Source organism: Flavobacterium sp. N502536 (assembly GCF_025947345.1).
Taxonomy (GTDB): domain Bacteria; phylum Bacteroidota; class Bacteroidia; order Flavobacteriales; family Flavobacteriaceae; genus Flavobacterium.
This window is the reverse complement of the sequence record NZ_CP110011.1, coordinates 756,936-775,564: the sequence shown is the minus strand read 5'-3', so window position 1 is coordinate 775,564 and position 18,629 is coordinate 756,936. Positions and strand designations below refer to the sequence as shown.

The 18,629-nt window shown below is 37.5% G+C and carries 19 protein-coding genes and 2 tRNA genes; 7 read left to right on the top strand and 14 right to left on the bottom strand.

Annotation, left to right across the window (positions count from 1 at the left end; genetic code table 11):
* Position 1: 1 nt before the first annotated feature.
* Positions 2-877: a protease complex subunit PrcB family protein gene (locus OLM61_RS03490; protein WP_264525116.1), complete on the bottom strand. Its 876-nt coding sequence runs from the start codon at positions 875-877 to the stop codon at positions 2-4.
* A gap of 159 nt (positions 878-1,036) precedes the next feature.
* On the opposite strand from OLM61_RS03490, the gene OLM61_RS03485 reads away from it, so the two are divergent.
* From OLM61_RS03485 to OLM61_RS03470, 4 genes are all read left to right on the top strand, one after another.
* On the top strand, positions 1,037-2,410 hold the full coding sequence (locus OLM61_RS03485; protein WP_264525115.1) for a DNA recombination protein RmuC: 1,374 nt from the start codon (positions 1,037-1,039) through the stop codon (positions 2,408-2,410).
* A gap of 90 nt (positions 2,411-2,500) precedes the next feature.
* Entirely contained in the window at positions 2,501-3,049 is a 549-nt protein-coding gene (locus tag OLM61_RS03480) for an acyl-CoA thioesterase (RefSeq protein WP_264525114.1), read from the top strand.
* Positions 3,050-3,206: 157 nt separating this feature from the next.
* Positions 3,207-3,599 (top strand): VOC family protein, encoded by a 393-nt coding sequence (locus tag OLM61_RS03475; RefSeq protein ID WP_264525113.1) that lies wholly within the window; start codon positions 3,207-3,209, stop codon positions 3,597-3,599.
* Positions 3,600-3,864: 265 nt separating this feature from the next.
* On the top strand, positions 3,865-4,434 hold the full coding sequence (locus OLM61_RS03470) for a YceI family protein (RefSeq protein ID WP_264525112.1): 570 nt from the start codon (positions 3,865-3,867) through the stop codon (positions 4,432-4,434).
* Between the two features lie 3 nt (positions 4,435-4,437).
* On the opposite strand, the gene OLM61_RS03465 is transcribed toward OLM61_RS03470, so the two are convergent.
* Together OLM61_RS03465 and OLM61_RS03460 are read right to left on the bottom strand one after the other, a co-directional pair.
* Positions 4,438-5,208, bottom strand: a complete 771-nt coding sequence (locus OLM61_RS03465; RefSeq protein ID WP_264525111.1) for a TIGR01777 family oxidoreductase — start codon at positions 5,206-5,208, stop codon at positions 4,438-4,440.
* A complete protein-coding gene (locus tag OLM61_RS03460; RefSeq protein ID WP_264525110.1) occupies positions 5,142-5,348 on the bottom strand; it encodes an NAD-dependent epimerase/dehydratase family protein in 207 nt (68 codons plus the stop codon). Before OLM61_RS03460 ends, OLM61_RS03465 begins: the two co-directional genes overlap by 67 nt.
* Positions 5,349-5,446: 98 nt before the next feature.
* Here OLM61_RS03460 and OLM61_RS03455 point away from each other — a divergent pair, with 98 nt between their 5' ends.
* On the top strand, positions 5,447-6,109 hold the full coding sequence (locus OLM61_RS03455) for a TetR family transcriptional regulator C-terminal domain-containing protein (RefSeq protein WP_264525109.1): 663 nt from the start codon (positions 5,447-5,449) through the stop codon (positions 6,107-6,109).
* Entirely contained in the window at positions 6,106-7,410 is a 1,305-nt protein-coding gene (locus tag OLM61_RS03450) for an ABC1 kinase family protein (RefSeq protein WP_264525108.1), read from the top strand. The genes OLM61_RS03455 and OLM61_RS03450 overlap by 4 nt, the downstream gene beginning before the upstream one ends.
* Before the next feature lie 98 nt (positions 7,411-7,508).
* Here the strand turns inward: OLM61_RS03450 and OLM61_RS03445 are convergent, their stop codons facing one another.
* The 8 genes from OLM61_RS03445 to OLM61_RS03410 all read right to left on the bottom strand — a co-directional run bounded on the left by OLM61_RS03445 (position 7,509) and on the right by OLM61_RS03410 (position 15,656).
* On the bottom strand, positions 7,509-8,804 hold the full coding sequence (locus OLM61_RS03445) for a cryptochrome/photolyase family protein (RefSeq protein WP_264525107.1): 1,296 nt from the start codon (positions 8,802-8,804) through the stop codon (positions 7,509-7,511).
* A 95-nt stretch (positions 8,805-8,899) separates the two neighbouring features.
* Entirely contained in the window at positions 8,900-9,364 is a 465-nt protein-coding gene (locus OLM61_RS03440; protein WP_264525106.1) for an SRPBCC family protein, read from the bottom strand.
* 911 nt (positions 9,365-10,275) lie between these two features.
* A complete protein-coding gene (locus OLM61_RS03435) occupies positions 10,276-10,716 on the bottom strand; it encodes a sterol desaturase family protein (RefSeq protein WP_264525105.1) in 441 nt (146 codons plus the stop codon).
* A gap of 33 nt (positions 10,717-10,749) precedes the next feature.
* The gene (locus OLM61_RS03430) at positions 10,750-11,589 is read right to left on the bottom strand and encodes a phytoene/squalene synthase family protein (RefSeq protein ID WP_264525104.1); all 840 of its coding nucleotides are present in this window, start codon (positions 11,587-11,589) and stop codon (positions 10,750-10,752) included.
* A 3-nt stretch (positions 11,590-11,592) separates the two neighbouring features.
* Positions 11,593-13,059, bottom strand: coding sequence for a phytoene desaturase family protein (locus OLM61_RS03425; RefSeq protein WP_264525103.1), 1,467 nt, complete (start codon positions 13,057-13,059; stop codon positions 11,593-11,595).
* Positions 13,060-13,095: 36 nt separating this feature from the next.
* On the bottom strand, positions 13,096-13,995 hold the full coding sequence (locus OLM61_RS03420) for a MerR family transcriptional regulator (RefSeq protein ID WP_173967592.1): 900 nt from the start codon (positions 13,993-13,995) through the stop codon (positions 13,096-13,098).
* A gap of 71 nt (positions 13,996-14,066) precedes the next feature.
* Positions 14,067-15,029: an ion channel gene (locus OLM61_RS03415; protein ID WP_264525102.1), complete on the bottom strand. Its 963-nt coding sequence runs from the start codon at positions 15,027-15,029 to the stop codon at positions 14,067-14,069.
* 126 nt (positions 15,030-15,155) lie between these two features.
* A complete protein-coding gene (locus OLM61_RS03410; protein ID WP_264525101.1) occupies positions 15,156-15,656 on the bottom strand; it encodes a tetratricopeptide repeat protein in 501 nt (166 codons plus the stop codon).
* A gap of 286 nt (positions 15,657-15,942) precedes the next feature.
* On the opposite strand from OLM61_RS03410, the gene OLM61_RS03405 reads away from it, so the two are divergent.
* On the top strand, positions 15,943-17,265 hold the full coding sequence (locus OLM61_RS03405; RefSeq protein ID WP_264525100.1) for a serine hydrolase domain-containing protein: 1,323 nt from the start codon (positions 15,943-15,945) through the stop codon (positions 17,263-17,265).
* A 78-nt stretch (positions 17,266-17,343) separates the two neighbouring features.
* On the opposite strand, the gene OLM61_RS03400 is transcribed toward OLM61_RS03405, so the two are convergent.
* From OLM61_RS03400 to OLM61_RS03390, 3 genes are all read right to left on the bottom strand, one after another.
* A complete protein-coding gene (locus OLM61_RS03400) occupies positions 17,344-18,288 on the bottom strand; it encodes a DUF4421 domain-containing protein (RefSeq protein WP_264525099.1) in 945 nt (314 codons plus the stop codon).
* A gap of 112 nt (positions 18,289-18,400) precedes the next feature.
* Positions 18,401-18,473, bottom strand: a tRNA-Lys gene (locus tag OLM61_RS03395).
* Between the two features lie 41 nt (positions 18,474-18,514).
* Positions 18,515-18,587 (bottom strand) — tRNA-Lys (locus OLM61_RS03390).
* Positions 18,588-18,629 lie beyond the last annotated feature (42 nt).

Sequence of the window (18,629 nt, the reverse complement as noted above, 5' to 3'; positions counted from 1 at the left end):
ATTATTTTTGAGCTGCAATTTTATCCTTAATCACTTTTTTGAAAGCCTTTACTTCAGCGCTTTGATCGGCTGTATCGTTGTTGTCAATAAAAACTTTCGTAACAGTTATACCCTGACGAAGTTCAAAATAAACACCTCCCTGATCTGCAGCGTCCGGAGAACCATAGGTTTTAGTTTGTCCTTTTAAGGCTAAAATCTCAGCTGGTACCGTTTTCAAGAATGCCGTATAATCTCCTTTTTTAGTCGTGGCAGTGTATCGGTATTGATTAAAATCGTAAGCACCGGCTTTAACGTTTAGAAACTTCTGAATATTAAAATCGTTGATCTGATAAAATTTTTGACAGTCTGCACCCGTACATTGACCGCTAAAGCTCCCAACGATGACAGCATCGCGATTTTCGGCTACTTTATTAAACAGGATGGTTTTGATTGTTTTTGGGATCAGAATAAAATCTGATGGATAGGTAGCTCCCGGAGCAACAACTTCGCCCACTTCAGGTGATTTTTCGTAATAGTTGATTAAAACTTCACATTTGTTTTGCACAATCGTGGTTATTTTAATTTGATAACCGTTTGTAGGTTTAAGTCCTGCAAAAATACCAACGAGCATATCTTTAGTAAAATCGATAGGTATAATCGTAGCATTTGGACATGTATTTTCTTTTTTGGTGAAGTAAGCATTCAGTCTTTCTTCAGAGCCGGCTAAAAATGCGACAGGATTGGTAGGTAAAGATTTAACACTATAGTTGCACAAAAGTGGAATTCCGGTAAAAGCTAAGTCTTCACTTTCTCCACAAGCTACATTCATATCTTCATTATTTAGGGAGCAGGCACTGAATCCAAAAGCTATAAACAAGCTCAACATTAATTTTTTCATGATAAAATTTTAATAGTTTATAATTAGTAGATGCCTTTTTTTTGAAATGGTTGCGTGAAAAATATTTTTTTTTCATTTAAAAAGTGATCGTGAAATTTCTAATTTAGAATTATGGACTACGTATAATTGCGTACTTTTACTTCATATAAAAACAGAAATATGTCTGAACTTCTTCCGTACTTGTTGGCTTTTGTAGTAGCGTTATGCTTGGGGATATACTTAGGGAAATTGTTGTTTGCCGCTCGATTTCAATCCGAAAAAGTAAGTCTGGAAGAAAGGCTGAAGGCAACTGTCAATCAATTGCAACTACAGAAAGAGCAGTTGGAAAATGAAAGAAGAGGTTTTGAGAAACAGCTTTATTCCATCAGTTCGGAAAAAGAAAACATACGAACCGAAAAAGACAGTCTGGCGATTCAGCTTTCTAAAAAAGAGGTCGATTTTGAAAACTTGTGGGAACGTCACAAAGAACAAAAAAATGAAGTCAGCGAACTGCAGGAGAAATTTACCAAAGAGTTTGAAAATTTAGCCAATAAAATTCTCGAGGAAAAATCGGCAAAATTTACCGAACAAAACAGTGAAAACATGAAAAGTATCCTGTTGCCTTTACAGGATAAAATTCAGGGTTTTGAACAAAAAGTAGAACAAACACACAAAGAGAGTATCGATTACCATGCGGCTTTGCGCCAGCAGATTCTGGGACTGAGTGAAATGAATGCCCAAATGAGTAAAGAGACCTTAAATTTAACCAAAGCTTTGAAAGGCGACAGTAAAATGCAGGGGAACTGGGGGGAATTGGTTTTGGAACGTGTTTTAGAAAAATCAGGTTTAGAAAAAGGAAGAGAATACGAAGTACAGCAAAGCTTTACCAATGCGGAAGGGAACAGAGTTTTACCCGATGTTGTAATCAATTTGCCCGACGGTAAAAAGATGATCGTCGATTCGAAAGTTTCGCTGGTGGCCTATGAAAAATGGATCAATGAAGAATCGGAGCTCCTCAAAGTAGATTTTCTCAAAGAACATGTAAACTCTATTAAAAGACATGTCGAGCAGTTGGGAGGTAAAAATTACCACGATTTGTATCAGATTGAGAGCCCCGATTTTGTGCTGCTGTTTATCCCGATTGAACCTGCGTTTGCGATTGCTTTAAACGAAGATTCGACTTTGTACAATAAAGCATTTGACCGAAACATCGTTATTGTCACCCCCACAACCTTACTGGCAACTTTACGAACGATTGACAGTATGTGGACGAACCAAAAGCAACAGGAAAACGCCTTTGAAATTGCCAGACAGGCAGGAGCCCTTTACGATAAATTTGAAGGTTTTGTAACCGATCTGGTACGAATAGGAAATAAAATAAAAGATACCAAAACGGAGTACGAAAATGCCATGAGCAAGCTCGTAGACGGAAGAGGGAATTTAGTTTCAAGTGTCGAAAAATTAAAGAAAATGGGGGCGAAAGCCAAAAAGGCGCTCCCCGAAAATATTATTGCAAGAGCTTCGAATTCAGATGAAAATCAATCTTTAAATTAAATAAAAAGGAAAAAGATTTGCTTCGGGTTACCGTTTCGTCAGGACTGTTCGCCGAAAAACTTTGTCCATTATAACTACAAATAAAAAAATATGACTGCAGATTTTAAACCCGTTTCTTCATCGAAAATAAGTATTTCAGAGTTAATGCTGCCTTCGCATACCAATTTTAGTGGAAAAATCCACGGAGGGTATATTTTGCAGCTATTAGATCAGATTGCCTTTGCGTCTGCTTCAAAGTTTAGCGGTAATTATTGTGTAACCGCTTCTGTTGATACCGTAAACTTCCTGAAACCAATTGAGGTTGGCGAATTGGTTACCATGAAAGCATCCGTAAATTATGTTGGAAGAAGTTCGATGATTGTTGGGATTCGCGTGGAAGCCGAAAACATTCAGACCGGAGCCATCAAACATTGCAATTCGTCTTATTTTACAATGGTGGCCAAAGACAAAGAAGGAAAAAGTGTGCCTGTTCCGGGACTGATACTGTCCAATTTAGAAGAGGTGCGACGTTTTAGAAAATGCATCAAACAAATTGAAGCTAAAAAAGAAGTAGAAGAACACGCGAGAATGACTGACGTTAATTCTATCGAAGATCTGGCAAGCTTAGACCAGTATAATGTGCTTTTAGAGATTCACTAGGATACTGCTTAGATACCAAGTCGTTTTAATAAGGTAATATGGGTTTTAGGATGTGAAAAGTGAAACGCCTTTTTCGGTTAGAAAATCTATGTTTCTATGTGTTAAATCATCACCCCAGCAGATTAAGATATTTTATTTACAATCAAATCAAATACAAATGGTAAAGTTTGGATATACAATTTTATATGTCGAAGAAGTAGAAAAGTCCGTGTCGTTTTATGAAAATGCATTTGGATTTTCAAGAAAATTTGTAACTCCGGAGGGGGATTATGGCGAACTGAGTACAGGCGAAACCACAATTTCGTTTGCTTCAAAAAACTTAGCAGCCCAAAATCTGAAAGAGGGTTTTATCGAAAGCAAGCCGGAGCATAAACCTTTTGCTATTGAATTGGGTTTTGTAACCGATGACGTAGAAGAATTGGTGACGAAAGCAACTTCTTCAGGGGCTCAGTTAGTAAAAGAGCCAACCCAAAAACCATGGGGGCAAACAGTCGCTTATGTGCGTGACCTGGATGGGTTTTTGATTGAGATTTGTACTCCGATGCAATAAGAACATCAGGAAGTTTCGGATCTCCTAATGACGGTAGGAAGGCTCCCTTTAAAACCTTTTTTTATAAGCGAAACATTCACAAATATTTAGCAAAAATAGAGAACCATACTGCTGAAAATATCGTAACTTTAAGTATAAATGATTGGGTTGCTATTTTTAACGGAGTACTGCCATTCTATTTTTTTATGCTCGTATTAAGTCCAGTTATTTCTCTTCTTAAAAAAGGAAAAAATCGAATGACATAATTGTTTAATTCTTAACGATTATGAAAAAAATTACACTATTAGTTTTGCTGTTTATTGCTCATTCTGTGATTGCCCAGGATAAACTTTTTACCAGTACCGGAACGATAAACTTTGAAGCTTCGGTACCCTTTTTTGAGGATGTAAAAGCGGTAAACAGACAGGTCACAATTGTTGTGGAGCCTCGGACAAGTACATTTATTTGTACCCTGATTGTTAAAGATTTTCGATTTAAATTAGACCTGATGGAAGAACATTTTAATGAAAATTATATGGAGAGCCGTCGGTATCCCAAAGCTGTTTTTAAAGGGAAAATTGAAAAATTTGATCTGAAAGATATAGACGAAATCGAAAAAGAATATCAAATCAAAGGCAAGTTGGTATTGCGCGGAAAATCGAAAATGATTATGGTAAATGCTATGATCAAAAAAGTAGGAGACGGAATCCAGATTGTTTCCGATTTTCCGATTTTGATCTCTGATTTTAATATAGAAATTCCGAACAGAATCGCGGCTAAGATTGCTAAAACGGTGAATACCGAATTAATCGCAGTGGTCAGAGGCGGAGATCCGATGTATCTAACTTTAAAGTAACGCCTAATTCAGGCAGTTAACCAGCGCGCTTTCCAAATCGGTAAATTGAAATTCAAAACCCGTCTTTTGTATTTTTTCAGATGAAACCCGTTGTCCTTTCAGGATGGCTTCGCTCATTTCACCTAAAATAATTTTAAGGATAAAGGCAGGTACTTTTGGAAGCCAGATTTTATAACCGTACAATTTGGCAAGTGATTTTGAAAAACTAAGGTTCGTAGTATTGTCTGTGATGCAGGCATTATACGGACCTTTTATATTTTCGTCTGTAAGTGCTTTTAAATAAATCTGACACAAATCGTCAATATGAATCCAGGGAAGGTATTGTTTTCCTGTGCCCAACACTACACCAAAACCGGCTTTGAAATTGGGTCCCAGTTTTTTTAGAAAGCCTTCATTTCTCCCCAAAACAATTCCGGTTCGGATTTTAGCAGTCCGAATGCCTAAAGCGCTAATTTTAGCTGCTGCTTGTTCCCATTCCACACAGGTTACACCTAAAAAATCATTTGCGGGAGCGGTATCCTCTGTGCAGACAGTAGGACTGGTAACGGCACCGTAAATTCCAACTGCCGAAGCCGAGATAAAAGCATCCAGCACTTTATTGTTTTTTTGTAAGATCGAAAAAATCAAATCGATGGGCTGCACACGGCTCTCTAAAATGACTTTTTTACGTCTTTTGGTCCATCTTTTTTCCACGATTCCTTCACCTGCTAAATGAATGATATAATCAGCCTGAAGAATCGCTTCTTCGTTGATATAATCACTTTTAAATTCCATTTGTAATAGGTGATTAGTGAGGTGTTTTCCCGGGCAGTACGACTCAAAATCGATACCGTAAACCCGTTGTCAATGAGTAGATCGGTTAGTTGTTTTCCAACAAATCCAGTGCCTCCGGTTAGTAAAACATTCTTTGCCATGATAGTTTATAATATATTTAACAGTGCATTTTGTTTAAGGCAAAGTAAAGGTACTTAAACATTCCTTACCTTTAAGGCAAATTCTAAATTTTAATGAAATGGCGACTAAAAATAAGACTATCACAAGAGAAGATATCGTTTCAAAATATATGGAGGAAGTTTTAGAAAAGGGGCAAAAACCAAAATCGGTATATCATTTTGCGAAAGAAAATGAGTTTACGGAAGCTGAGTTTTATGCTTTTTTTGGAACATTGGAAGGTTTAGAAAAAGAAATATTCAGATTGTTTTTTGCAAACACAGTTGATTTGCTGCATAAAAATGCGGACTATCACGAATATGACATGAAAAACAAAATGTTAAGCTTCTACTTTACTTTTTTTGAGATTTTAACGGCTAATAGAAGTTATGTGCTGCAAGCTCTGAAAATAGACAGGAACCCGCTTAAAAATTTAGTACAGTTGACTTCACTTCGAGAAGCGTTCAAAGAATATGTGTCGGAAATACTTACCGATGACTACAGATTGGAACAGGAAAAATTTCAGAAATTTCAGGAAAAAGCCCTTCAGGAATCAGCCTGGCTGCAATTGATGATGACCATAAAATTCTGGATAGAGGATTCGTCTGCGGCCTTTGAAAAAACAGATATTTTTATCGAGAAATCAGTTAATGCATCTTTCGAACTGATGAATGTTGCCCCAATGAATCATCTGATAGATTTTGGAAAATTTCTGTTTAAAGAGAAAATATACAGCAAGCAATGAAAACAATCGATTATATCCCTACCTCAAAAATAGAACGAGCCAGTAAATTGGTGCAAACCGGTGCAAAGATTGGAGTAAACTATATCAAGCATTATGCGGAGAAAATGGTAAACTCTGATTTGACCCGTGATAAATTGAATGAAAATAATGCAGAAGATATTTACGACGGACTCAAAAGCCTGAAAGGAAGTGCGCTTAAAGTGGCTCAAATGCTGAGTATGGACAAGAACTTTTTGCCTCAGGCCTATGTAGAGAAATTTTCGTTATCACAATTCTCTGTTCCGCCGTTATCAGCCCCTTTGGTTTTGAAAACGTTTAAAACCAATTTTGGGAAAACACCTTATGAGATTTTTGACGAGTTTAATGCTAATTCTGTCAATGCGGCCAGTATTGGTCAGGTGCATCTGGCGGTGAAAAACGGTAAAAAACTCGCCGTTAAAATTCAATATCCGGGTGTTGCCAATAGCATTTCCTCTGATTTGGCTTTGGTAAAACCAATCGCTATCAGAATGTTTAATTTGCAGGGAAAAGATTCTGATAAATACTTTAAAGAAGTAGAAGATAAACTGATTGAAGAAACCAATTACTTGCTGGAACTCCAACAAAGTAAAGAAGTGGTAGAAGCCTGCAGTAAAATCGAAAACATACTTTTTCCCGATTATTATCCTGAATTTTCTTCAGAGAAAATCATCACGATGGATTGGATGAGCGGAATACATCTTTCAGAGTTCACCGCTAAAAATACAGATCGGGAAGTGGGAGACAAAATAGGTCAGGCACTGTGGGATTTTTATATGTATCAAATTCATGTTTTGCGAAAAGTGCATGCCGATCCGCATCCCGGAAATTTCCTGGTGGATGAAAACAACCAGCTGATTGCACTCGATTTTGGCTGTATGAAGCAAATTCCGGATGATTTTTATGTGCCGTACTTCGAACTAATCAATAAAAACGTAATCACCGACGAAACGCTTTTCAATCAAAAATTATTCGAACTGGAAATTCTTCGTCCCGATGATTCAGCTTCAGAGATCGAATATTTTACAGAAATGTTTCATGACCTGCTGTCCCTTTTTACCAAACCTTTTCAGGACGAGACTTTCGATTTTGCCGATGAGACTTTCTTTGAAAATATTGCCAAATTAGGGGAGCGATTTACCAACGATACCAATCTTAAAAAAATGAATGGGAATCGAGGATCTAAACATTTTATTTACATGAATAGAACCTTCTTTGGTTTGTACAATCTGATGTTTGATTTGAAAGCGAAGATTGTAGTAGAGAATTATGTGAAGTATTAAAAAAAATGTTTCAGGTTTCAAGTTTCAAGTTTCACGTTGCAAAAAACTTGAAACTTGAAACCTGAAACTTGAAACCTGAAACCTGAAACAAAAAAAAACTATCTCAAAATTCCCTTTTTATAAGTTTCGATCGCCCGATCCCGAGCAAAAGCATGATCCACCATCGGTTCATTATATCCTAAATCGAATTCCGGAATCCATTTACGGATGTAGATTCCTTTTTCGTCAAACTTTTTTTGTTGAATCTCGGGATTGAAAACCCTGAAATAAGGCGCGGCATCACAGCCTGTTCCTGCTGCCCATTGCCAGTTACCGACATTGGAAGCCAGTTCAAAATCCAGTAATTTTTCGGCAAAGTATGCCTCACCCCATTGCCAGTTAATGAGCAAATGTTTGCATAAAAAACTGGCGACCACCATACGCACCCTATTGTGCATATAACCCGTTTCATTGAGCTGACGCATTCCGGCATCGACCATTGGATAACCCGTAGTTCCGGAACACCAGCGTTTAAAATCGGCTTCGTTATTGCGCCACTGAATACCATCGTAAGCTGATTTGAAGTTCTGGTTCACAACATTCGGGAAACTGAATAAAATTTGGATGAAAAATTCTCTCCAGATCAGCTCGCTCAAAAAGGTTTGGTTTTTGCGATTGGCCCAGTTGACTAGTTTGCGCGTACTAACCGTTCCAAAACGCAAATGCGGTGAAAGGTAGGAAGTACTGTCTAAAGCAGGAAAATCGCGTGTTTCTTTATAATTGGAAATCTGACTTAAATCGGGAGGGAGTACTTTTATAGCACTTTTTTCAAAACCAATTTCAGCTAATTCCGGAAAGACAAACTCATTTTTGCTGAAATTCCCGTATAAGGGTTTGGTGTCAAATTCAGGTGCCTGCCCCAGGAGATGGTATTTTTCAAGCCATTTGTTTTTGTATGGCGTATAAATGGTATACGGAAGCCCGTCAGCTTTTGTGATTTCTTTCTCTTCAAAAATCACGTGGTCTTTGAAGGAATGGGCTGCTACATTGTTTTGCGCTAATAATTGCTCAATGGCGGTATCACGTTGGATGGCAAAAGGCTCGTAGTCTTTATTGAAGAAAACATGCTGAATGTCAAATTCGGCTATAAGTGCTTTCCAGACATTGATCGTCGTTCCTTTTTTAATTAAAACAGAAGAATCAATTGTTTTTAGTTGTTCGTTTATTTTTTGAAGCGAATCAAAAATGAATTGAACGCGTGCATCCTTTTTCGGAAGGTTTTCCAGAATTTCATCATCAAAAATAAACAATGGAATTACCGGAAATCCCGATTGCAGGGCATGAAATAAGCCCGTATTGTCTTCTAAACGCAAATCGCGTCGGAACCAGAAAAAAGAAATTTTTTGTTTTGTCATTGTAGTATTTTCTGCTTGAATTTTTTGTCACAACTTTCACTGGGAAAGGAGTTTTTAAATCCCTTTTTCTGCTGTGGTAAAGTTGTATGAATGCTTTAGACTTTTGAATTAAAGAGCTCTTCGATTTTGTTGTAGCGATAATCAAAAATAGTTTTGAGTTTGTTTTTTACGACAAGTCTGTTCATGATCCTGCCCAGATAGCCCAATGGTAATGCATAGTGCACAACATCGATCATTTTTGTTCCCGTTTCTGAAGGTTCAAAAAAATGTTTGTGGTGCCAGAGGGCGTAGGGGCCAAAACGCTGTTCGTCTACAAAATAATGATTCTCTTTTGAAACCGTGATGATCGTGACCCAGTTAATTTTAATACCCAAAAGAGGTTTCAACGTATAGGTAATGATTTGCCCGGGATACATGCGCTTGTTGTCAAAATCCTGAATTTCGAAACTCATATTATCGAGCGTTATCGTCTGAAGATTTTTTGGACTTGAAAAAAAAGCCCAACATTCTTCGATAGTAGCGTTTACATGCTGTACGGTTTCTATTTTATATACTTTCATAACATCAGTTTAAATTTTAACGCGTTGGATGTAATTCATTTTAATACCTGGTGAACTGGGTGTTGTATTTCTAAAATTGATGTGTTAAATCATTTTTTTTAATGACACTAAAGGGTTAGATTAATCCCGAAAACAATATGTGCCGAGCCTACGGCTCTTTTTATTACGATGTCTCTTTTTATTGCGATGCCTATTTTTACGACGGATTAAAATCCGTCGCTACAATATGGTTCGAGCCTATGGCTCTTTTATTATGATGTCTATTTTTACGACGGATTAAAATCCGTCCTACAATATGATTCGAGCCGATGGCTCTTTTATTATGATGTCTATTTTCTATGATGGATTAAAATCCGTCGTTACAATATGATTCGAGCCCATGGCTCTTTTATTATGATGTCTATTTTCTATGATGGATTAAAATCCGTCGCTATAATATTGCTCGAGCCCATGGCTCTTTTACGACGCTAGAGTTCCGAAGGAACGATAAATTTTGTAACAACGGATTTTAATCCGTTGCAAACAAAGCGTCTTGAGAATGAGTTCCAGCGGAACGATACATTTCACACAGCTTTAAACTATGGCAAATAATTTTCGCTTCTTTTCGAATTTTAATTATACTGACCCTGCTTTGTTTTTTTATTCTATCTGATTTATGTACTTGATTTATGGTTCGTTAAAGACAAAAACAATCGAATAATTAAGTTCCGAAGGAACGACAAATTTTGTAACAACGGATTTTAATCCGTTGAAAAAAAGCGTCTTGGGAATGAGTTCCAGCGGAACGATACATTTCGCAACAGCTTTAAATCACGACAACGATCTTCGTTTCTTTTTGAAATTTAATTAACCTGCCCATAATTCATTTTAACCTTTGCCGATCTAGGTGTCGTATTCCTAAAATCGATGTGTTAAATTTTATAATATTTAAAAGGGACAAACAACATCCCGAAACATTCTCCGTCTTCTTTACCTAAGTGTTTGTGGTGTATTTTATGTGCTTTTCGCAAGCCAATTAAATATTTGTTTTTGGTGTTTTTAAACCATTTAAAACGCTGGTGGATGAGAACATCGTGAATTAAAAAATAACATGCACCATATAGCGTTACCCCACAGGCAATAAAAAATAAATAGTTGAATCCGCCCTGAACGCCAAAATAAAATAAGACGATACTCGGAATAGCAAAAATGACAAAAAAGATATCGTTGCGTTCAAAGGTATTTTCGTATTTGGGTTGGTGGTGATCTGCATGAAAATACCACATCAGTCCATGCATGATGTACTTGTGGGTGAGCCAGGTCACACATTCCATGAATAAAAAAACACCTAAAAAGATTAAAAAAGAAATCATTTTGTTTAATTGCTATAGCGTTCGAAATTGATTTTAAACTAATTTTAATTTATACGTTACAAAAGATTGTGCTAAAAGCCCGGCTTTCGTATAATTAGAAACCCTGATTCTCGAATTTCCAATTTCATAATAGGGTGTATTTTTAAGCTTTTGAAGCAGTTTCCTGTAATAAATGTAAGCGGTATAAACGCCAAATTTGGCTTCAATAGGCAGTTTTACAATACCCTGATACGCGATTCTGAAATCTTCCTCAATTTCGGCGATTATGGTGTTTTTTGCTTCTTCGTCAAAGGAATTTAAATTTACACCCGGGAAATAATTTCGGTTTAAAACCAAATTATCTTCTTTCAGGTCTCTCAGAAAATTAACTTTCTGAAAGGCTGATCCCAGTCGGGTTGCTTCATTTTTGAGTTGTTCGTATTTTTGTTCGTTTCCTTTTACAAAAACCTTCAGGCACATTAAACCTACCACATCTGCCGAGCCATAAATGTATTCTTCATACTCGGTTTGCGTTGGATAATTGGATTTGATAAGATCGAGTTTCATGCTTTTTAAAAATGCCTGAATCAGATCGTCAGTAATGTTATACTGTTTTACGGTATGCTGAAAAGAGTTAAGAATAGGGTTAAGACTAATTCCCTTTTCCATCGCTTTATAATATTCTTTTTCGAAATCTCCAATAAGACCTTCTTTCTCAAAATCATGAAAAGAATCGACAATTTCGTCGGCAAAGCGTACAAATCCGTAAATGCTGTAAATCGCATCACGAATACCCGGCGCCAACATTTTGACCGCCAGCGAAAACGAGGTACTGTAGCTTTGCGTAACCAGTTTGCTGCATTTGAAAGAAACAGTGTCGAATAGTGATTTCATCGGTTAAGATCTAAAAGATTTTTGAATTAATTCAGCTGCTAGTTTTCCTGAAATTAAAGCAGGCGGAACACCTGGACCGGGAACAGTTAATTGCCCCGTGAAATATAAATTACGAACTTTTTTACTTTTTAGTTTTGGCCTCAGAAAAGCAGTTTGCAATAATGTATTGGCCATTCCGTACGCATTTCCTTTATAGGCATTGTAATCGTCAACAAAATCATTCTTACAAAATGATCTCTTAAATATAATGCTATTTTTTATTTGTTGATGGGTCACTTGTTCAAATCTCGTGATTATTTTTTCAAAATACTTTTCACGAAGTGCCTCGTTATCTTGTATTCCGGGTGCTAACGGAATGAGAAAAAAACCGCTTTCCATTCCTAGTGGTGCAGCAGACAGATCTGTTTTAGAAGGGAAGTTGGCATAAAATAGTGGTTCGTCGGGCCATTTCGGATTGTCGTAAATGTCAGCGGCATGCTGGTTAAAATCAACATCAAAAAACAAAGAGTGATGGGTGACGTTGGCTATTTTTTTATCAAATCCCACAAAAAATAAAAGAGATGAGGGAGCAAAAGTTCGGCTCTCCCAATATTTTTCAGAATAAACGCGATGTTCAGTGTCCAGTAAAGTCTCGGTATGGTGATAGTCGGCGCCACTTAAAATGACATCCGCCTCTATCGTTTTTCCATCAATTAAAAGCGCTGTTGCTGTTTTGTTTGTAACGACAATCTTTTCAATCGCGTAGTTGGTTTTGATCGTTACTCCTAATTCCAGGGCCAGTTTTTCGATTCCGCGTACGACATCGTACATTCCGGTTTTGGGATGCCAGGTTCCTAAACCAAAATCGGCATAATTCATAAAATTGTAAAATGACGGTGTTTTGGCAGGTTTTGCTCCTAAGAATAAAACGGGAAATTCAAGAATTTGTATTAGCTTTTGATTCGTGAATTGTTTTCGGATATCGGCACTTACCGTGCTGAAAAACTGATTCAGTTTTAAAGTAGTCTCGGGTGTAATTAATTCGAGTGCCGAAACTCCGGGGCGATAGACCAACTCTTTAATAGCAATGTCATAATTGCTTTGGGCCTGGCGGATGAAGTTTTCGAGTTTTTTACCGCTGCCGGTTTCAATTTCTTCGAAGGTGTTTTTTATTTCTTCTAAATTATCTGAAATCGTAATGAAATCATTTAGACCAAAATACACCCTGTAAGCCGGATTGAGTTTGATGAGTTCGTAATAATCAGACGGGGTTTTGTCGAAGTCCCGAAAGAAACGTTCGAAAACATCCGGCATCCAATACCAGCTTGGTCCCATGTCGAAAGTAAAGCCGTCTTTTTTATATTGTCTGGCTCTGCCGCCAATAGTCTCGTTTTTTTCATAAATCGTGACTGTATTGCCTTGCTGTGCAAGGTAACACGAAGCGGCTAAAGAAGAGAAGCCCGATCCTATTATTGCTATTGTTTTCTTCATTTGTTTAACAAATATACAAAAACTTTAAACAAAATATTACAGCATACTGATTGTTTCTTCCATTGAATCGAAAACGCGTATTCTTTCCGATAAAACCTTCTGGTCGATATGCTCAACCATATTACCCATAAGCCAGATTTCGTTGTTTTTTTGAAGTAATTTTTGTCCCATCGATTTTACATACTGATTGATTACGTTGCGATCGGGCTGAATAGTCATGAAAGATACAAACGTAATGTTTTCAAAATGCTTGGTTAAATCCTGCAGGTTTTCGATGGGCATACTTTCGCCCAAATAGATGGTTTTGTATCCATTTAATAGAATCTCGTATTGCAGATAGAGTAACCCTATTTTATGAATTTCATTCAGAGGGAGCGATAGTACAAAAATCCTGTTGGTTTTAGTTGGTTTTAGAATTTGAAGGCTCTCGGTATAAATTAAGATTTTCTGCTTGATGAGGTGACTCATGAAATGTTCATTGGCCGGAGTGATGGTTTCGGATTGCCATAATAATCCTAATTCTTTTAGTAAAGGAAGAAAATGGTCTTTGAAAACTTCCCGAAAGGATTTTTCCGAAATAAGCCAGTCAAAAGTATTGAAGAAGATTTCCTGATCAAAATTCATCATTGCCATCTTGAAGGAAGTAATGGCGTAATTCTGTGAGTTTTTCTTGGAGATGATTTCGCGAACCAGTTGTGGAATTTTTTCTTCGGGATAGGTCGCTATTTTAGATATTTTATAACCGTATTCGTGTAATAATGTTATGTTTAAGAGTTTTTGCAGATTTTGCAAATTGTAAAGCCTGATATTGGTGTCAGTGCGCATGGGCTCTAAGATATTGTATCTTTTTTCCCAGATACGAATGGTATGCGCTTTTATGCCGGATAAGTTTTCAAGATCTTTTATGCTGAAAACAGTTTTAATGTTGTTTATCATTATTGGCTATTTAGTAAACAAAAATAGAATAAAATCTCAAATTACCTTTATAACTTGAGTAAAATCATAGATTATGAGAGGCTTACCGATTGGTAATCGTTTAATTTGTCTAAATGAAGGATCGTTTTAGAGCCATCTTTACTTCTGTTGTACATCGTTTCAAATTTGGCTCCGTAAATCACTTCGTCAAAAGTATAGGACGTTCGTGCTGCAACGGTATTGCTGTACATATCGTCAAAAGTGGTAATGAAAACTAATATTTCACCGTGTACTTTTTTAAAATCTTCCTGAGTAAAATTGTACAAAGGACTATTTTCTGTTATGGGATGCACCAGCGTCCAGCTTAACGAAAGGGCATTTATTCGTTCCAGTTCCAGATCTAAGCTGTAGAATTTATTGGTTTTCACACCGTTTTCTTCCATACTTAATCCCAGTGTCATTTTGGCTGTTGCATCTGTAAAATTGGTATTTTTAAAAGGAACAAGACGTACCATCAGACCTCTTTTATCCCGGTAAGGCGAAATTAAGGCGTGGTCGGCAAATTTTAAAAAAGCAGTCGGCTTGCTAAATCTTCCAAAGAACAAACCTGTGGCTATGGCGAAACTTAATAATCCAATCAGAGCTTCGGCAGCCGAAAGGGCGCTTGTCAAAAAACCGGTGGGACTAATGTGTCCGTAACCCACAGTAGTAAAAGTCTGCGCGCTAAAAAAGTAAGCCTGTCCAAACTGCGTCAGTACACTTTCCGATTGTTTGATCCCGTCAAGATGCTGAATTCCGATGGCATAATAGGCAATTGCAAAAATAAAATTGATGCCAATGTAAAAAGAAAACAAAATAAGCATGAATTTCCAGTTTGGCATGTCGATCATGGTGTGGTACCAGCTAATGCGGCGCAGCAGGTGCATTCCTCTTTTTTCGACATTAGGAGTTCCGTTTTTGTTTACAAAACGATTTCCGTAGCTGTTTGCATTTGGTCCGAAACCGGAATTGATATCGGCTTGAGCTTTTTGGTTTATTTTTTTGAGAAGCGCCATTGCTTTTTGGTTTAGGTAACAAAAGTAAAAATATCTTTCAGACCAGAAAATGGGCTGTAAAGAAAAAGCAACCTGTAAATTAGATTCTACAGATTGCTTTGGTGTTTATTGTTTGGAAAGGATGCTCTATTTGCAAAAAGTTGCTTTGTTTTTGATAGCACTCTGGCTGCCTAATTCAATTGCTTTTGTGAAGTCTTTGCAGGCATTTTTTTGGTCGCCCATTTTGTTGTAAGCCAAAGCTCTCAGGTTGTAAGCGATATAATCTTTTGGGTTCAAACCCAGAGAGGAAGTACAGTCTGCAACAGCCTCTTTGAAATTCATTAACTTGTAGTTCACGTTGGCTCTTCCGGTAAAAGCATCGGCATTCATGCTGTCAAGATCGATGGTTTTGCTAAAATCAGCAAGGGCACCCTTGAGGTCGTTGAGTTTTAGTTTTGCAACACCGCGATTTTGGTAAGCCTCTACAAATTTTGAATTCATGCTGATGGCTTTTGTGTAATCGGAAATTGCTCCTTTAGTGTTGCCTGCTTCGGCTTTTTTTATGGCCTTGTCAAAATAGCCGGTTGCTGATTGTGCCCAGGTAGCACAAGTGATCATAAGAAATGATAGTAATAAAAATTTTTTCATAAACCAATTTGGGATTAGGTTAGTAGGTTAATAATTCGGAAACGAATGTAGTAAAGTTTTTGTTTTGTAGGAGAAGTTCTTTTATGAAATATTCATTATTTTTTTGCAAAATCAACAGGTTTTAAACACTCACCAATGTTGCTTATTTGATGTGATTCATAAGCTGTTTGAAATTAAGTTCTTAACTTAGCGTAAATCGTTATGTTTTTCTATTGCGAACTGAAATGATGGACATAATGTTTCTTCTGTTTGATTTTTTACGACTCTTTAATTAAAGTATGATAATATGAAACAAGTCTTTTTTTTGTCTCCATTAGTATTTAGTTTGATGGTTTTGTGGAGCAACGGCGCCGCTGCTCAGGAAAAAACAAAGTATCCGGATGCGGCACAGAGTGATCCGGTAAAGATGGGATGGATGAAAGGTTTTCCGCCACCGGATAATAAGATTCCGCGATTTGAGGACGGAAGCTTTTTTCAGTTTCCGGCTCTTCGATGGAGTGTGGCTCATATGCGTCAGTTTATGCCAACCGTAAATGTTTCGCGTGGATTGGGTACAGCAATACCATTAGCAGAAAACAGCAATAAAGATATTGATAAAATTAAGTTTGTTCCTTTGGGCGAAACAAAAACGATGACTTGGGAAGAGTCTTTGCAAAAAGTCTATGCCGATGGTGTGATTGTGATGCATCACGGGAAAATTGTATACGAAAAGTACTTTGGAGCTTTAGCAGCAGACGGTCAGCATGCGGCCATGTCGGTTACAAAATCGTTTACCGGTACACTTGGTATTCTATTGGCAAAAGAAGGTTTGATCGACACAACAAAAACCGTTTCCTATTATATTCCTGAACTTAAAGAGTCTGCCTTTGGTGATGCTTCTGTGAGAGAGGTGATGGATATGACTAATGCGCTACAGTTTAGCGAGGACTACGCAGATCCTGATGCCGAAATATGGAAGTTTTCGGCAGCCGGAAATCCATTACCAAAACCTAAGGATTATACTGGGGCCAAAACCTATTATGAATATTTGCCAACCGTTAAGAAAAAAGGATTTCACGGAGATAGTTTTGGATATAAAACCGTTAATTCGGATGTTTTGGGGTGGATAATTGCCAGAGTTACCGGGAAAACGGTGGCTGAGGTTCTGTCTGAAAAAGTATGGAGAAAAATAGGAGTGGAGCAAGATGGATATTTTTCTGTAGATGCGATTGGAACGCCTTTTGCAGGAGGTGGTTTTAATCTTGGTTTGAGAGATATGGCACGTTTTGGTCAGCTCATTTTAAACAATGGAAAAGTGGGTGAGCAGCAGATTATTTCTAAAGCGGCAATCGACGACATTAAAAAAGGGGGTAACAAACAAGCGTTTGCCAAGGCCGGATATTCTCTCTTAAAAGGATGGAGTTATAGAAATATGTGGTGGATTACTCATAATGCGCATGGAGCGTTTTGTGCACGTGGCGTACATGGACAAGTTATTTACATCGATCCGAAAGCTGATATGGTCATTGTGCGTTTTGCGTCTAACCCAGTTGCGGGTAACGCTGCAAATGATCCATATTCTTTACCGGCTTATGAGGCTGTAGCGGAATTTTTGATAAATCGCAAGTAGATGTTGGGGCTTTTTGGAAAAATTGCAGCTTCGGGCTGGAGCTCGTTTTTTATCTTCAGGAGAAGAATGCTGGTTGTTTTATTCTGACTTCTCTCTTTTTGAAAAAGGGTTGGTGTTTAACCTCCAGATGGCACCAATCTGGAAATTGCCCGAAGACAAACCAATGTTGCTTTTGTTGTCGTCTGAGAAAGAAGAGAATATGACATTGTTGATATACGATAAGCCAAGTGACCATTTTTCCTTGTTGTATCCAAAGGCTACTCTCGGGAAAAAGGTGGGATACACTTCTATTCTTTGTTTGCCAAAATCGTTTATTCTTTCGGTACCAACATTAACGCCTATTGTTGCCGATCCGCTCGTATACCATCTTTTGCTGATCGCCCAGGTATAAGCATAACCTCCACTAACGCCAAATTGAAAGTTGCGCAATGCATTTTTAGATTTGTATACAAAAGAACTATCAGAGTTTATTTTCGAAAAATAAACGCCTCCTCCAAGCAGGAAACTTCCGGCTGATTTTAATTGTTTTTCGTTTTGCATAAAAGCAGCTTTGTACGAGAATTTTTTGTTATTAAAAACATACTGTCCAAAGGCTCCATATTGCTGGATTTTTAAATCAGGATATAATTGTACGTTTTTGCCGGCATCGTCGGCGATATAGAAACCACGATATTTTTGAACGAAAAGATCAATGATGAACTTTCGTCCGTAATTGTGAATCTGAAAATCGAGTGCTTTGGTTCTTCCTTTTTCCTTGTCTTTCATGAAACTCAGGCCTTGTCCGTAACTAAAATCGATTATGGTGTTTTTTATAGAGATACCAAGACCCAGGTTCATCGGTGTATTGGGCATGAATTTTTTAATGTCTCCATTGGTTTCCTGTTGCAGCGAAATGAATTTCATCGACAAATAAGTCCTTACGGAAGCTTTGTTTTCAAAAGGTTTGATGTAGGTGGTGTCGGTTTGCGCAATGCAAAAATACGGGAGAACAAAAGTAAGCAGTAGCGAAAAGTAGGATTTCATTAGATTGTCGAACGGAAAATGATTGAGCTTATTGTTTAGGCGGAAGTTTTATCGTTTCTCGACAACAAAGAAAATAAAAAAAAGGTCAGGTAAATGAATACCTGACCTTTTGTGACCCGACTGGGGCTCGAACCCAGGACCCCATCATTAAAAGTGATGTGCTCTACCAACTGAGCTATCGAGTCAATGCTATCAAGGAAAGTATTTTGTTAAATCACAATTTTTGTGACCCGACTGGGGCTCGAACCCAGGACCCCATCATTAAAAGTGATGTGCTCTACCAACTGAGCTATCGAGTCATGTTCTTTCCTTGAACGCGGGTGCAAATATAAGAAGTTATT

Coding starts and splice junctions, on each gene's coding strand:
- OLM61_RS03490 (WP_264525116.1), bottom strand. CDS start 877: ATGAAAAAATTAATGTTGAGCTTGTTTATAGCTTTTGGATTCAGTGCC.
- OLM61_RS03485 (WP_264525115.1), top strand. CDS start 1,037: ATGTCTGAACTTCTTCCGTACTTGTTGGCTTTTGTAGTAGCGTTATGC.
- OLM61_RS03480 (WP_264525114.1), top strand. CDS start 2,501: ATGACTGCAGATTTTAAACCCGTTTCTTCATCGAAAATAAGTATTTCA.
- OLM61_RS03475 (WP_264525113.1), top strand. CDS start 3,207: ATGGTAAAGTTTGGATATACAATTTTATATGTCGAAGAAGTAGAAAAG.
- OLM61_RS03470 (WP_264525112.1), top strand. CDS start 3,865: ATGAAAAAAATTACACTATTAGTTTTGCTGTTTATTGCTCATTCTGTG.
- OLM61_RS03465 (WP_264525111.1), bottom strand. CDS start 5,208: ATGGAATTTAAAAGTGATTATATCAACGAAGAAGCGATTCTTCAGGCT.
- OLM61_RS03460 (WP_264525110.1), bottom strand. CDS start 5,348: ATGGCAAAGAATGTTTTACTAACCGGAGGCACTGGATTTGTTGGAAAA.
- OLM61_RS03455 (WP_264525109.1), top strand. CDS start 5,447: ATGGCGACTAAAAATAAGACTATCACAAGAGAAGATATCGTTTCAAAA.
- OLM61_RS03450 (WP_264525108.1), top strand. CDS start 6,106: ATGAAAACAATCGATTATATCCCTACCTCAAAAATAGAACGAGCCAGT.
- OLM61_RS03445 (WP_264525107.1), bottom strand. CDS start 8,804: ATGACAAAACAAAAAATTTCTTTTTTCTGGTTCCGACGCGATTTGCGT.
- OLM61_RS03440 (WP_264525106.1), bottom strand. CDS start 9,364: ATGAAAGTATATAAAATAGAAACCGTACAGCATGTAAACGCTACTATC.
- OLM61_RS03435 (WP_264525105.1), bottom strand. CDS start 10,716: ATGATTTCTTTTTTAATCTTTTTAGGTGTTTTTTTATTCATGGAATGT.
- OLM61_RS03430 (WP_264525104.1), bottom strand. CDS start 11,589: ATGAAATCACTATTCGACACTGTTTCTTTCAAATGCAGCAAACTGGTT.
- OLM61_RS03425 (WP_264525103.1), bottom strand. CDS start 13,059: ATGAAGAAAACAATAGCAATAATAGGATCGGGCTTCTCTTCTTTAGCC.
- OLM61_RS03420 (WP_173967592.1), bottom strand. CDS start 13,995: ATGATAAACAACATTAAAACTGTTTTCAGCATAAAAGATCTTGAAAAC.
- OLM61_RS03415 (WP_264525102.1), bottom strand. CDS start 15,029: ATGGCGCTTCTCAAAAAAATAAACCAAAAAGCTCAAGCCGATATCAAT.
- OLM61_RS03410 (WP_264525101.1), bottom strand. CDS start 15,656: ATGAAAAAATTTTTATTACTATCATTTCTTATGATCACTTGTGCTACC.
- OLM61_RS03405 (WP_264525100.1), top strand. CDS start 15,943: ATGAAACAAGTCTTTTTTTTGTCTCCATTAGTATTTAGTTTGATGGTT.
- OLM61_RS03400 (WP_264525099.1), bottom strand. CDS start 18,288: ATGAAATCCTACTTTTCGCTACTGCTTACTTTTGTTCTCCCGTATTTT.